Here is a 13,755-nt window from a genome sequence, read left to right on the forward strand (position 1 = left end):
CCCGCATTCTTGCTGTCAAACGCCTGACTTGCGTTCGTTACGCTGTCAGAGCCCTTCAGACCCGTGACACTAACCGTGCCAGACGAGGCCGTCGTCGCATCATAGGTCTTTTGATCCGATCCCGCCGTCAGCGTCAGAGCCGCCTTATCGATCTGACCTGAAGCGGTCTGAGTGGTCACCGTGTAGTTGCCACCATTATTGCCGTCGTTCAGCGTATAGCCCGTCACGGTGAGTGTGCGGCCACCCGCATTCTTGCTGTCAAACGCCTGACTTGCGTTCGTTACGCTGTCAGAGCCCTTCAGACCCGTGACACTAACCGTGCCAGACGAGGCCGTCGTCGCATCATAGGTCTTTTGATCCGACCCCGCCGTCAGCGTCAGAGCCGCCTTATCGATCTGACCCGAAGCGGTCTGAGTGGTCACCGTGTAGTTGCCACCATTATTGCCGTCGTTCAGGGTGTAGCCCGTCACGGTGAGTGTGCGGCCACCCGCATTCTTGCTGTCAAACGCCTGACTTGCGTTCGTTACACTGTCAGAGCCCTTCAGACCCGTGACACTAACCGTGCCAGACGAGGCCGTCGTCGCATCATAGGTCTTTTGATCCGACCCCGCCGTCAGCGTCAGAGCCGCCTTATCGATCTGTCCGACTTGAGCCGTCGCCGTGGTTGCAATCAGTCTGTAGTTGTTGGGGTTCGAAGTGAGGGTTATCCCAGTGGCGGTCACCCCTTTCGAAACGCCGGCGTTCTGATCGTCAAATTCTGCGCCCGAGAAAGAGAGTGAGACCGTATCATTTTGCGAAAGAAGCGTGCCCCCGCTCACCGAAAGGTTCGAAATATCCGCCGCCACACCCGCGTCATAGGTTTTGCGAGCGCTACCGGAGAGCGTTGGGGTTAACGTGGCCTCATAGGCAAAAACAAAGTGGTTGCCCGTGGGGACGACGCTCGCAAATGTCGCCTGAGTAAAATCAAAGGCATCGTTATAATAGTTTACGGCGCTAAGGCCGTTGTAGGTGTTAATGGGCAATTGCCCTAAGCGATCCGATGGATCTTGGGTATAGACAATAAATGACGTGCCAGCAGACAGCGCTGACGCACCCGCGGTATTCAAAAGACGACCATTAGCGGCCAGCAGAATGGATTGCGTAGTCGAAATGGGAGCGTTCAGATTGATGTCGCCGTTGGTGGCGATCGCACGCACCTGGCTAAGCGGACTGATACCCCCTATCGGCGCATTTATTGTGAGGGCCGCTCCGCGAACGGTCAGACTGTGGGCGCCATCAATACGTCCGTTGAAGGTAAGCGTTCCCACGCCCGAATTAATCGAGGCGTCAGAGGCGAGCGTGATGGGACTGGAAAAGGTTGTGTCACCGTTTGCCACAACATCGCTCGCCACCGTAATGCCGGAGGATGCTAAAACGCTCAAGCCGCCGCCAAAAGAGCTGGCGGTATCGAAACGGAACGCGCCAGTTGATGTGATTTTCGTAAGGACGCCGTCGGTCTGGGTGACAGCCGGCGCATTTGCACCGAAGACGCTTTGAAGGAATGAGGACAGCCCGCTAAACGTCGTTTGGCTCGTTGTCAGATTGGAAACGCCGGCTTCAACACTTCCGCCTTGTACCCGATTTCCCGTAACCGAGGGGTTGGTCGTATAGGCATACCCCGTGGCCACCTGCTGACCGGCGCCAGACTGAGATAGCCCGAGAGCAGAAAGCCCGTTGAGCGATGAAGGGCTCACCTGTATATAGAACTGACCATCGGCACCTACCGAGCCGGAGCCCAGGATGTTTCCTCCGGCGAAGGCATTCACCGTCGAACCCTTAGCTCCCGCTGCGCCAGGAGTGCTTACAGACCCCGTGATTGCTTTCACGCCCGTCGGATTGAGCGAACGAAGGTAAGGATAAAGCCCGCTACCCGTCCCCCATACGGCTCCGTCGAAGCCTGAGAACAAAGCTCCACTTTGAAGCGTGCCTCGGTTGAGCCCCATAATAGCGATCATGCTCCAGGGATTGTAAGTCGCACCAATGGCCTGGTTCGTCCCGGAGTTCGTCACGTCCCAGTAGGAATCGACAATGCCAAGCGTGTTGTCGTAACTACCGAACAGGCCGCCCACCATATCGTTACCGGAAACATAACCGGTTGCGTAGACACCCTTGATAAAGCCAAATCCCCAGAATAAGTCACCGACCAGACCGCCTACTCGTGACGACCCAAACACGGCACCGGTGGCATAGGAGTTTGCCATTGGAATCCGGAAAATGCGACCGATCAGGCCGCCAACGGCGGATCCAGACGCATAGACAGAGCCTGTCGCGTAGGTTCGGTTTATGTCTGTGAAGCTCGAATAACCGATGAGGCCACCAACGTCGCTATTTGCGCCATAGATATTGCCTGTAGCAAAGCTGTCTTTGACTTCGCCTCCGTTTGTATAGCCTACCAAGCCACCAATCTGAACGCCGTTTGCGTTCGAGGTGACGCTACCGGTTGCATAGCTAAAACTCACCGCGCCGAAGGTGCTATATCCGGCTAATCCACCAAGCGTATGACGGCCAGTTACATTCCCGGAAGCGTGGGAGTAACCGATCCACCCGCCGTTACTTCCGACCAGTCCTCCCACACCGTCGAGACCAGTTACATCGATCGTGCTTGTCACCCCCCAAATGACCCCAGAATTTTGAGACACAAGGCTGCCCACTGTCGTCAGATCTGGCATGTAAATGCGGCCAGAGATGCTGAGATCGCGAATGACGCCTGTATTGACCTGGAATATCGCACGCGAATAGTTTTGGTCTGGAGAAAAGTTTATATTGTAAATAGAATGACCTAGGCCTGTGAGCACGCGATCGAATAGAAGGGCCCCGCCCGAAATATTTTCAAAATTTATATCCCTCGATAGCGCGCAGTAGCTGCAGTTCGAGGCCATCAGGTCTTGGGCATTATGGATAAGTGTATAAAGGTTCCCGTTGATGAAAATGTCTGCGCCATTGGGCGTTAGGGATTTTCCCTCGGAAAATAAATAATTTCCTCTGTTGTTGAAGCCACGGCTGACGGACTCTTCTACCTCAAGCGCGATGGTTGCCCCGCTCGTTCCCGCTACATTGGCATTGAACACGACCATCTTGTCCGAAGCCAGCTTGAGAGTGGTATGGCTGCCAATCGTGATATCACGGTCAATGGACAAGGTTCCGCCCGTAGCACCTATGGTTGCCACTCCACCGAGATTCGGTGTGGCGTCGATTGAGAAATCACCGAGGCCGAAAAGCGCGAAACCGTTGTACTGAAACGCCGATTGAACCGTTGCATCCAAGCTGCCAAATGCATCGGCCGAGCGGAAAAACATCGAGGTATCAACGTCAGAATAGCGGGCGGCTGAAGTAAAATATCTTAGTGAGCCGGCGCGCAGATTGAGACTTTTGGGCGAGATGGCGGATACGTCCACATCGGCAAAGCCCGCGGCGATCAAATTACCCGGATCGTTTAGATCCTCTTCGGTGACGCCGACACTGCCCGATAAGGAAGATTTTGCCAAAGCCATATAGTAATAGCCATTGGCGCCCGATAGGACGGAACCTGACGAGATGCCGGAGTTATAGAGGCTAATCTGACGCCCCGCCGACTTATCAGACGCAAAGCCCGCGACCACGATCTGTCCATTGGGAAAGAACGACTTCAGGTAGGGGTAGAGACCATCCTCAGCGGTGAAGTAGGTCATATCCATCGAGTTTGCGAAGCTCGCGGACTGCAGGCTTGATGTGTCGAGCGCGTAACCTATATCCGGGCTCAGCCCCGTTGTAGCTGGGTCATAAAAAGCGCCTGAAAAATAAACGTCGTCCGATCCCGAAATACCGCCAACATATTGAGCGCCTGTGACAAGACCTGTGACAACGGCATCATAAGTGCCCCCGCCATCCGTTCCGGAAACCCCGCCAACGCGCTCGCGGCCTTTAACAGGGGCTGAGACGACGACTGCGTGAATAGTCCCGTTATTGTTTCCTGCGAGGCCTCCTACCTGGTCGGCGAAAGATGCATTCACACGTCCGGCAGAAACGCTGTTATAAATCTCTCCGTTATTCTGACCGGCAAGCCCGCCAATGTACTGGCTTTGCCCTTCGACTGACGTCCTGGAGTAGACATTTTTAATGAGCCCATTGTTGATGCCTGCTACCGCACCCACGAAGCTGTCACCGCTCACGATACCTTCGTTGAAGACAAGATCGCGAAGGGTGCCTGAGGTCTCACTGACAAAGCCAACGGGCTGCGAGGTGTCAGCAATGTTGAGATTGTTGATAGAGTGTCCGAGGCCCGTCAACGTGCCAGAGAATGATTGAACTAAGGATTGCGACAGAGGACCCGACAGGGTGAGGTCATTGGCCAGAGCAAAAGCGTCACTCGAACCGTTCAGGTTAGAGAGATCAGCCACGTCATAAACGAGCGCGTAGTTCGTACCATTTATCGAAAGCCCGCCACCGTTGGCACCCGAATAGGTAAGCGATTTGCCAAGCGCAAAACTGTAATCTCCATATTGTGTGAGAAGCTCAAGAGCGCCGGCACCGTCTATGATGAGATTAGCGTTTATGCGGATGGCGTTAAATGCATCCAATGTGAGCGTGTTAGCGCTCCCCCACCTGATATCCGCGTCAACAATGATATCGCCTTGTCCCTCTCGCGCGACGCCAGGGCCACTGGCCGTGGAGGATGTCGTCTGGACAACGACATTTGTACTGAGAAGGTTTGCCTCGATAGTGGAGGCGGCATCTGCGTCTATGGTGATGTCTTCCGGGTCGATTAGCCAGGTCCCTGACTTTGCGCCTGCCGTGTCGATCAGGGCACCATTGTAGTTGACGCTGTGGCCGGAGGTTTCGATAAAGCCGCCCCTTTTCGCTCCGCGAGCGACCGCCTTGGCGTTAAAGCGCAGATCTCCGCCGTGCATGTCGGCAATGACCTTTATCTGCCCACCCTGCTCGACACCGGATGCCTCCAAAAGCGCCGTGTCGGACACGAGGATGGATTTGCCGGTGATATCAATTTGCCCCCCCGACGATTCTCCTGTGGCCGTCAAGGTCGTGTCTTTAATCTCAACCTGGCCGCCGGAGGCACTGAGGAAAATGCGTCCGTCGCGCTGGGTCACGCCGGTGGCGCGGATCAGGCCCTGGGTGTTCCCCGCCAAGGCATAAATGTTGCCGCCCTCCGATCGCAGTTCGGCCGTTACCGCTTCGATCAGACCCGTTTGCGAAACGGTCGTTTGGCTTCCCCCTGCAAGAACGAGGAAGCGCCCACCCGCAAGCTCGGTGTCGCGCATCAGTATCCGGCTGCCTGCAATTAAACCCGCATTGCCTTTGGGGGCGTTAAGGGAACCTTCGTTTCGAACCTGAGCGGCTAAGAGTGCAACATTCCCGCCGAGAGAGCCGACCTCACCGAGATTAATAACGGAGGCAAAGGTCTCGCCTGAAAAGGTCTTATCGCCCCCTGAAAGAAAATCCGAGTTCGAAATGCCAAGCGTGGAGGCAACAAAGTCACCGCCGACGCGTACGGTTCCGGATTTACCGATGATGACGCCATTGGGGTTGATCAGGTAAACAGAACCCGTCGACGATAAAAGCCCGTCTATGGTGGACAGGTTCGCCCCTGTCACCCGATTGAGGGTGGCCCCGGAGCCATTTTGGAAGTCGACCGATTTCCCCTCACCGATCGAAAAATCAGACCAGTTAATTATGGCTTTGTCGGTCGACTGGCGAACAACCATGGTCGGCCCCTGCGAGCTTATATCCGCAACGCCGGCAACTACGTCGCCGCCACTTGGCAGACTTTGGGCCAGAACCGGTATTGAAATGGCCTCGCCAACCGCAAAGACAGCGACCAGAAAGGTCGTGCCTGTGAGCCATCGTCTTAAGCTCGCGTTCTGGCGAGACGTGTTCGGACGGACGGAGAGGATCGATTCAGACATGGAATGCTCTTTTTCTAAAAGCTCAGGTCTGAAGGTATAAAGTTACGTACCTTTCTTTATAGTTAAGGAAAATTTCCCAAGTGTTTCAACGCGCTGTTAACCTGTTAAGAGCGCTCAAGCGCACGCAGCTATTGGCATTTTCTGGGTACCGGATATCGATGAGGGGCGCAACGCAGTGGGCAAGCGGGCCGTGTTGGATTTGCGGGCGCAGGTCGTTGGGGCCGCTTGAAAGATTTCCACCATGGGACGCGTCAGGCTGATTTGAAACCCATTGGCTTTTATTGAAACCTTGAAAGATGCCCGCCTCAGACGTTTCAAAGGTTCGGTGCATCGCTTGTCGGCGGGAATGAACCCGATGTCGGTCTGCCAGGACGAACAGGATCGGGTGCATCAAGGTTTGGGCCCATCATACCGCCAGTGCGTGAGACGTGCCGTGACGTTTTGGAAGCGTCAAACGTCACGTCCCGCCAGTTGAGGAGCTTTCTTTCAATTGTCTGTTTCTGACGGCTCGCCGAGAAGCGTGTCGACATAGTCAAGCAGCCCCATAAGCTTATCATCACAATTTGTCCTGCCCGCCTCTTTCGTAGTGGAGGCGGGAAGCTCCAGTAAGGAGCGCCAGCATTCGCCCCTTCCCTCGCACAAAGAATTTGACATCTTCACGCCGCTCTCTTCAGCCCTGGCAAGCTCATCTTCCTGCGCCCCCATGTGTTCGAGGGATACGCGCAACAATGTTTTGTACCCCTCATAGTGTTTTGGATCGAGCACAGTTTTGCAGGCTTCGTTGAGGCCAAGGCCTACGATTATTGTATCGTACGCCTCCTGAAAATCTTTATCACTGATGTGAGGGTTTGAGGTACGTGGGCTCGCCGCCGGTTGGGTGGGGGACTGCGCGTGCAGATGCAATGGCGCACTCATACACAAAAGCGCCAATGCAAGGGTGGATGCGATTGATCTCATGTCTGTCTCCCAGTGCTAAAGGCCAGACTTAAGCTTGGTCGTAGCGGCCCGCGAAACGCTCTTTAGCGCCACCGTCACGTCCCGTTCCCAGATGGTCGGATCCACCTTGACGGCAAAGGATTGCGATTTGCTCATGCCAACGCCAGTGAGAAGGCTGAGTGCATTACCTGCGATTTCCGAGCGCTTTTGACCGACCGTTTTATTGTCTTCAGCAGCCAAGATCGCGCGGCTGTCAATCATCAGTGGGGCCTGAAGCTCAAGACGCATGCGGTTTTGAGGATCCGTCATGGTTGCCTTCGCCTCGGGCGTGATCAGGAAGAGCTGGGTCGCCTGGGGTTTGATCAAAAGGCCAAACTCGGCTCCTGTTTTGGCTTTGGACGCGAACACACTCAGCCCCCGGCGATCGCTCGCTGACAGGGTTGCAAAATCAACAACCGCTCGAAGTCCAACGACCGCGGCGCCGGACTGGTTCAATAGATCGGCCTCCTTGCGCACAATTTGGGCATTGCCGGCAGCCGTCATTGAACCGCCGCCCGCCAGTTCGGGAAGCATGGTGGGCAAAAAGTAGAAGTTCATCCCTGTTGGGGAATAGAATTGTGAACGAACCGAGTTTAGCCCTTTGACCATCTGCCCCGATGGTTTGCCGGCAGCCATAATGTCATTGAAAGCGGGAAAGGATTTGGCAGCTTCCGGGCGGATAACTTCAAGGCCCGCTGCCTCAAGGTCGGCAATGAAGGCCGCAAACACCTCGTCGGTAATGGCCTGCATCTGTGCGTTCGTCGGCCCTTCTAGTTCGACAGAGGTACGTGAATGCGCGCCACCGCCTCCGGTGGCGTTTGCTTGGGCGTCCTGGACGAACTGAATCTGGAAGAAGGGTATGATGACCCTCTTTACACCTTTGGCGCCGTTGGTCGGGTTGACCCAGAACAAGGCATTGCCATCGATGGCCTCACTCGCATCAGGATCAAACATGACAGGCTTTTGCAGTGGTGCGACTTTTTCTCCTGAAGCAAACGCGGTTTGCGCCCCCCCCGCGACACCAAGGAGGAGGGCCAGGCCAAGGGCGGACAAATGCTTTCTATTCATATATAGGGTCTTTCTCGTCAGTTGAGGACGTCGTTCGCAGGGCGAGCAAAACTAAGTGGGGGCCAAGCGCACTGTCACCCTCTGAACGGAGGGTGTCCGTCAAATAAAGTACCGGTCTCGGGCCGGGTTGGGGGTTTACTTGCGGCAATGGGCTGAAGGGTGTTTCACCAAGGCGGGGCGCAAAAACGCTCTCAAGCTGGGGCTGATTTTAATCGCTGCGGTGATTGTAAGTGGCTTGAGCTTTCACATCGCGCTTCAGGGTAAGTCGATAGAAGGGGTGACACGCACCGAGGGTGGACTGACGCTGCAGAAAGGCGGCGAGGCGTTGCGCGTCCTTGCCCTACGCCATCCGAACCAGTCTGAGAGCTTCATCCTCTCACCCGCCGACTTCGTAACCCAAATTGAGGGCATCGAAACCTACAAGGCGCTCGATGCGTACCTGGCACGCCAAGGCGACATCAGCCGCATTCTTGAGGCACGTTCGATTTTCATGACGGTCAAGGCCGCTGACGGGCGGACCTTTGAAACCCAGTCCAGGGTCACGTCTTTACCGGTACAATCCTTTGCGGAAGGGTTCTGGATCGCGATGATCGTTGGCCTCCTCGCCTTCCTGGTTGGCGCTTCGGTCTGGACCCTCAAGCCGGACGAGCCAGCCACGCGCACTCTCGCTGTAAACGGGCTTTCCATGCTGCTCGCGGCAGTGTCGAGTTCGGCGGCCTTCTCCGAACCCGTGGCCGTCGATCCTTTGATCGCGTCGATAGGTCTGGGCGTCAATCACGTGGCGACCGTGATTTTCGGTTCAACGCTCCTGGGGCTCTTTCTTCATTTTCCGACCCGATTGGTGTCTGCGCGCACCTATAGCTATGTAATGGCGTCCGGGCTCGCTATATTTTTGCTGGATCAGTTCAGGCTTCTGGGTAGCCCCTCAGGCATGATGGTTTACTGCCTGGCAGTTCTCATCGGCGTTCTGATAATACTGATCATCCAGTTTCGCGCCACCAGGAGCTCAGCGCGTTCGCGTGCCGCCCTTTTATGGTTGGGCCTATCTGTCTTGGTCGGCGCAGGGTCATGGGGGGTAACGGTCCTCCTCTATCTGATCCAGGGCCAGTATCATCTAATGCCGGAAAGTTTTCTCTTTCTGAGCTTTCTATTGCTCTATTGCGGGATTGCTATTGGCGTTGCGCGCTTTCGCCTGTTTGAGGTGGCCGACTGGGCGTTTCGTATCTTCTTCTTCGGCGTGGCGGCCGTGCTTTTTCTGTTGCTCGATGCGTTGCTGATTTACGGGGTGAGGCTCGCGCCGTCATCATCGGTGGGCCTGGCACTACTCGCCGTCGCCTTCGGATATCTGCCGCTGCGCGATCTTTTGTGGCGACGTTTCGTGCACACACGGACGTTGAGTGAGAGCGAGATGATGAGCAGCGTGCTCGATATGGCTTTTGCGGCCGACCCGCTCCAGCGCAATGAACGCTGGCACGCGCTTGTCAATCGCCTATTCACCCCCACGGCGATCACATTGACCTCCGATGGTGCAGCTTGCCCCCAAATCGAAGAGGACGGTTTATTCCTCGACTTGCCAGCTTTCCTTGATATCCCGGCCTTGAGGCTTGCCAATCCGAGGTCCGGACGAGGATTGTTCGGACCGCGCGACGTCGAACTTATCGACCAGATCATTCGCTTATCGAACAAGGCCGCCGACGGCCTCAATGCCTATGAGCGGGGCGCTGCAGAGCAGCGAGTGAAACTGGCTAAAGATCTTCACGATACGGTTAGCGGCAAGCTCATCTCCGGGCTAGGAGTCGCCGATGAGGCGGCGCGTCCATTCATACACGGTGCACTTGATGATATTCGCGACATCGCATCGACCCTAGGTTCCAACAATGTGCCGATCGACCATATCATGGCCGACATCAGACATGAGGCCGCTCGACGGTGCGAAGCCGCCCATCTTGGACTTGACTGGCCCGTGTGGCCTGATGATTTACCCTTCATAACTTTGTCAGCGCTGCAGAATAAGGCTCTCAGCGCGTCGGTTCGGGAAATAGTTACAAACATCATCAAACACGCACAGGCGACCCGGGTTGTCGTTCGGCATAGCGTGAGCTCCACCCACCTGAACCTTGCCGTGTGGGACAACGGTTTAGGCTTTCCAACGTCCGTTTTAGAAGGTGTATGGAACGGACAAGGCCTGAAAAGTGTGTGTGAGCGATTGACGCAAGTGAACGGTCGTGTCCAGTTTACCAACGCAAACATGGGCGCCTCTGTGGAGATCGATCTGCCGCTGAAAGCCTTGGTTCCGGAGCGAGAGCGATGACTGATCAGCGCCAATGTCTTCTGGTCGAAGATCAGCTACCCCAACAGATTCATACAACCGAGGCTCTTCACGCGGCATTCCCTGGGATAGAGGTTGAAGTTGCCGCGAGCTTGAAGGAGGCACGGCGCTGGCTAAAAAGTGCGGCAAGGGCGCAAGGTTTTAGCCTTGCCGTCATAGATCTTGGCCTGCCCGATGGATCAGGCGTTGATCTGATAGCGGAAATCGCCACCGATTTTCCGGCGGTCACGTCGGTCGTGTCTAGCATTTATGACGACGACCATCACCTGTTCGACGCGCTGTCGGCCGGTGCCCGTGGCTATCTTCTTAAAGACCAGGTCAACGAGATGATGGTTCACTACCTGCGCCGGATCGACCAGGGTGAACCGCCGCTTTCTCCCTCTATTGCCCGGCGCCTTCTTAGCCATTTCCACATCCCATCGATGAGGGGGCAAGGTAGTACGGAGGTCGCATTGAGCGGGCGCGAGACAGAGACGCTCACCCTTCTCGCCAAGGGGCTTACTATCAACGAGGTCGCCGGCCTATTAAATCTGAGCCCTACGACCATTGCCGGCTACGTGCGTGTCATCTACCAGAAACTCGATGTATCCAGTCGGGCTCAAGCCGTACGCGAGGCCGTTAGGCGTGGTCTTGCCTGAATAACGCGCCCAGGAATCCCAAACACACAGGACGACCTCAAATTCCCGCTTGCGATCTTGTGGGTCAAGTTCGTTTGTACATTGGCGACAAAGGTAATGACAATTCAAGCGTATATGATACGTATGCGGATAAATCAAAAGCAAGTGAAAAACGGCTCATAATATTAGCAGGATAGTCGAGTTGAGACCAAGGCGCGTATATTCTAAATTTGCTGCCCGGCTGCCTCGTAACGAAACAGATGGAGAGAATAACACGCTCAATCTCAGCAATGACACGGAGTATGAGCGTTTAGTTCACGCTTTACCCCGACCCGTTGCGTCACAGTTACTACGTCCTGCGTAAAGACCTTTCGCATCGCCTTCTTCACTAAGACCATGAAGCTCAGGGTAAGACCCATCATTGACAAGACCATGAGAGCTTTACCGATATGACAGGACTCCTTACCTTGCTCGAGTTCACGCAGATAGCCCACCCCAACGCCCGATGTTGCAGCCAGCTGCTCTTGTGTTAGTCCTAGGATCTTACGCGCTCGGTGAACGCAATAGCCAATATCCTCGACCTTTCTGATAGGCGTCATCATCAACCCTTTCGGGACAATTGTTGGACCCAGTGAAAGAAATCAACCAATCATCCCGATCGGGATGATTAGGGTATAGAAAGCCGGATTTAAGGAAAAACATCCCGATCGGGTCGCTAGATAGAGGCGCAAGACATCTTTGCTGAGACGGGCAATTTTTCCCGTTGCCAAACGAGCGCGGAGAATACCAACTTTATTATCCGCACGTTTTGCGGAGATTAGCGAAGGCCCTTAGTTCGCTGCCTAACAGTCCTTTACCAAAACTCGGCGTACTGCCCGCCAATTTAGTGAAGTTGGCCAAGGAAGCCGCCGACAGGCGAAGATAACGCCTTGGCACCGACGACAAAGACGCCCCGATGGAGGCGTCTCACCACCCGAAGCTGCAGATTCCGAGATGATCGCGCCCACCATTCCGAAGTTATCCCGCCCAGTTGCGCGGTGATCTCGGGGCTCTCTTTCAGTGTTTAGATCGCTCCTTTCCAAGAGGGATCGATGCCGACGCAGATGTTAGCGATGCGCCGGGTGCGCCGCGACTGCAAAGATCCTCCCCCCGAAGAGTCCATTAATCGAAAAACAGGCGACCGCCATCAGCGGCGTCATAGCGTCCACATGTGCATCCATACGTTTTAACACCTCATCAGGAATGTTTACACGTTCGGACAGCGTCCACCAGCTGGCGTTGCCACGCCAGGCCGTCTCCGCGACGGCCTGCAGAACAGCGACTTTCGCAAGACGCGCACGATTGGCGAACGTCCTCCACCGGGCGGCGGTAATTGCTTTGAACGACCTTTCTCCACCCACTGAAAGCGCAAGATTATCCGCAGGAATGTAAGGCACGGTGGACAGTAGATCATAGACTGGCGCAAGCGCGGGAACAGCGCCATCCCTGGGATAGATCAGAGACCAGTTCTTGAGGTGCATGTCCCCGTTGCCAGTCATGACCGCCTTGGCAACACGCCGGACGAATTCAAGGGCGGGCGAGGTCGATCTGGCGATCGCCACTGCCCGGGCGATGTCTTGGTAAGCCGCCCCCACATACTTGCGGGCAGGATAGACGCCAAAGACCTGCGCCACGTCCTCGATGTGGATCCGCTCGTCATGGGTGCTGCGGTCGAACCGCCTGATCCGGAGGACCTTGCCGTCTGACAGCGTAGAGAACTCTTCCGGGATGCCTGCGAAGTCCGACTTCTCGACCAGTTCTCGCTCAGGGACCTCCATACCGATTGCTTCGGCCAGGGCCAGGTTGGCGTATTCGTTCTCCGCAACGCCCTGGAAAGCTGTTGACGGGAATTTGGCGATATATTGCCCCTCGCCGTCTCTCAGTGGCAAAGTCAGGCCGCCGCCCTTGCCGGTATTCTTCATTACCGACAGCTTCATCTGGACACCGGCGAGGGAAAATCGGGCCTTGGGAGCATCGACGCCTCCCGCAGGCGGATTCACCTGAGAGCCGTCGCTGGGCACCGCCCTGACCGCGCCTGGCAAGTCGGCCCCGATGGCCGCCAGGAGATCAAAGTCATTGCCGGGGCGCACGTCCTCTGCGTGATACTTCTCCATCGCTTCGCGCAACTTGTCTTCCGGCAGCAGGTTGGCGAAGAAGGCGGCAAAGCCTCGCTGTGCTGCCTGACAGAACCGGTTCACGAAGCTTCATCCGGTTGCGCAACGAAAGCGGGCAGGTCATCGTCATCAGGATGCCTCAGAAGGGCGTTAACGGCCGGAACCAGGCTTTGCGGCACCATCATCATTTCCAATCCGAGTGCCCGGGCGATGTTGATCAATGTGGTTGCGCGCGCCGCGGCGCTTCCGGCTTCGACTTCCCTGTACCGCGGGCGCGAGATACCGGCCAGACGCGCCACCTGCTCCTGCGTTAGGCCCGATGTCTGCCGGGCCTTTCGGAACATAGCGCCTATCTCCTGAAGGGATTCACACTGCATTCTAGACACCTATACAGATCATTTCTGAACAAATGATCCCTAAACATATCTTATCTCGGGCCTGCATACTATCGAAATGATCCCCTCCCGTATCACGCGACCAAAACATGATCCGCAAAGGGATCTTGCGTCGCTATGGTCGTGCATTATTGTCGCACCGATTGCCCTTATCTTTGATGCACTTCCCAAATCCGACACCCGGGCACGCTCGCGGCTCTTGCGTCCGCCATGTCACCTCCCAACTCCTAGGCTTTGGCCGATCACGCCGTCGAAACGGCGGCTACGTTCACGCCTTCG

Annotated in this window: 8 protein-coding genes; 2 read left to right on the forward strand and 6 right to left on the reverse strand. The window is 55.8% G+C overall.

Annotated elements, in window-relative coordinates; genetic code table 11:
• The 3 genes from PQU94_RS00005 to PQU94_RS00015 all read right to left on the reverse strand — a co-directional run.
• A partial coding sequence (locus PQU94_RS00005) for a two-partner secretion domain-containing protein (RefSeq protein WP_272739428.1) occupies positions 1-5,939 on the reverse strand: 5,939 nt, incomplete at its 3' end.
• Positions 5,940-6,425: 486 nt separating this feature from the next.
• Positions 6,426-6,896 carry a hypothetical protein gene (locus PQU94_RS00010; protein ID WP_272739429.1) on the reverse strand — a complete coding sequence of 157 codons (471 nt, stop codon included), beginning with the start codon at positions 6,894-6,896 and terminating at the stop codon, positions 6,426-6,428.
• A gap of 15 nt (positions 6,897-6,911) precedes the next feature.
• The gene (locus PQU94_RS00015; protein ID WP_272739430.1) at positions 6,912-7,982 is read right to left on the reverse strand and encodes a hypothetical protein; all 1,071 of its coding nucleotides are present in this window, start codon (positions 7,980-7,982) and stop codon (positions 6,912-6,914) included.
• A 139-nt stretch (positions 7,983-8,121) separates the two neighbouring features.
• Between PQU94_RS00015 and PQU94_RS00020 the strand changes: the two genes are divergently transcribed.
• Together PQU94_RS00020 and PQU94_RS00025 are read left to right on the forward strand one after the other, a co-directional pair.
• Positions 8,122-10,293, forward strand: a complete 2,172-nt coding sequence (locus tag PQU94_RS00020) for a sensor histidine kinase (protein ID WP_272739431.1) — start codon at positions 8,122-8,124, stop codon at positions 10,291-10,293.
• The gene (locus PQU94_RS00025; protein ID WP_272739432.1) at positions 10,290-10,949 is read left to right on the forward strand and encodes a LuxR C-terminal-related transcriptional regulator; all 660 of its coding nucleotides are present in this window, start codon (positions 10,290-10,292) and stop codon (positions 10,947-10,949) included. The genes PQU94_RS00020 and PQU94_RS00025 overlap by 4 nt, the downstream gene beginning before the upstream one ends.
• Positions 10,950-11,212: 263 nt before the next feature.
• On the opposite strand, the gene PQU94_RS18095 is transcribed toward PQU94_RS00025, so the two are convergent.
• The 3 genes from PQU94_RS18095 to PQU94_RS00035 form a co-directional block, all read right to left on the reverse strand.
• On the reverse strand, positions 11,213-11,530 hold the full coding sequence (locus PQU94_RS18095) for a helix-turn-helix domain-containing protein (protein ID WP_368407047.1): 318 nt from the start codon (positions 11,528-11,530) through the stop codon (positions 11,213-11,215).
• A 504-nt stretch (positions 11,531-12,034) separates the two neighbouring features.
• Positions 12,035-13,165: a type II toxin-antitoxin system HipA family toxin gene (locus tag PQU94_RS00030; protein WP_272739434.1), complete on the reverse strand. Its 1,131-nt coding sequence runs from the start codon at positions 13,163-13,165 to the stop codon at positions 12,035-12,037.
• The gene (locus PQU94_RS00035) at positions 13,162-13,425 is read right to left on the reverse strand and encodes a helix-turn-helix domain-containing protein (protein ID WP_272739435.1); all 264 of its coding nucleotides are present in this window, start codon (positions 13,423-13,425) and stop codon (positions 13,162-13,164) included. Before PQU94_RS00035 ends, PQU94_RS00030 begins: the two co-directional genes overlap by 4 nt.
• Positions 13,426-13,755 lie beyond the last annotated feature (330 nt).

It is taken from the genome of Asticcacaulis currens, assembly GCF_028550395.1.
GTDB classification, from domain to species: Bacteria; Pseudomonadota; Alphaproteobacteria; order Caulobacterales; family Caulobacteraceae; genus Asticcacaulis; species Asticcacaulis currens.

What these genes read in the sequence shown, in the direction of transcription:
- PQU94_RS00010 (WP_272739429.1), bottom strand. Translation starts at nt 6,896, where the DNA reads ATGAGATCAATCGCATCCACCCTTGCATTGGCGCTTTTGTGTATGAGT.
- PQU94_RS00015 (WP_272739430.1), bottom strand. Translation starts at nt 7,982, where the DNA reads ATGAATAGAAAGCATTTGTCCGCCCTTGGCCTGGCCCTCCTCCTTGGT.
- PQU94_RS00025 (WP_272739432.1), top strand. Translation starts at nt 10,290, where the DNA reads ATGACTGATCAGCGCCAATGTCTTCTGGTCGAAGATCAGCTACCCCAA.
- PQU94_RS18095 (WP_368407047.1), bottom strand. Translation starts at nt 11,530, where the DNA reads ATGATGACGCCTATCAGAAAGGTCGAGGATATTGGCTATTGCGTTCAC.
- PQU94_RS00035 (WP_272739435.1), bottom strand. Translation starts at nt 13,425, where the DNA reads ATGTTCCGAAAGGCCCGGCAGACATCGGGCCTAACGCAGGAGCAGGTG.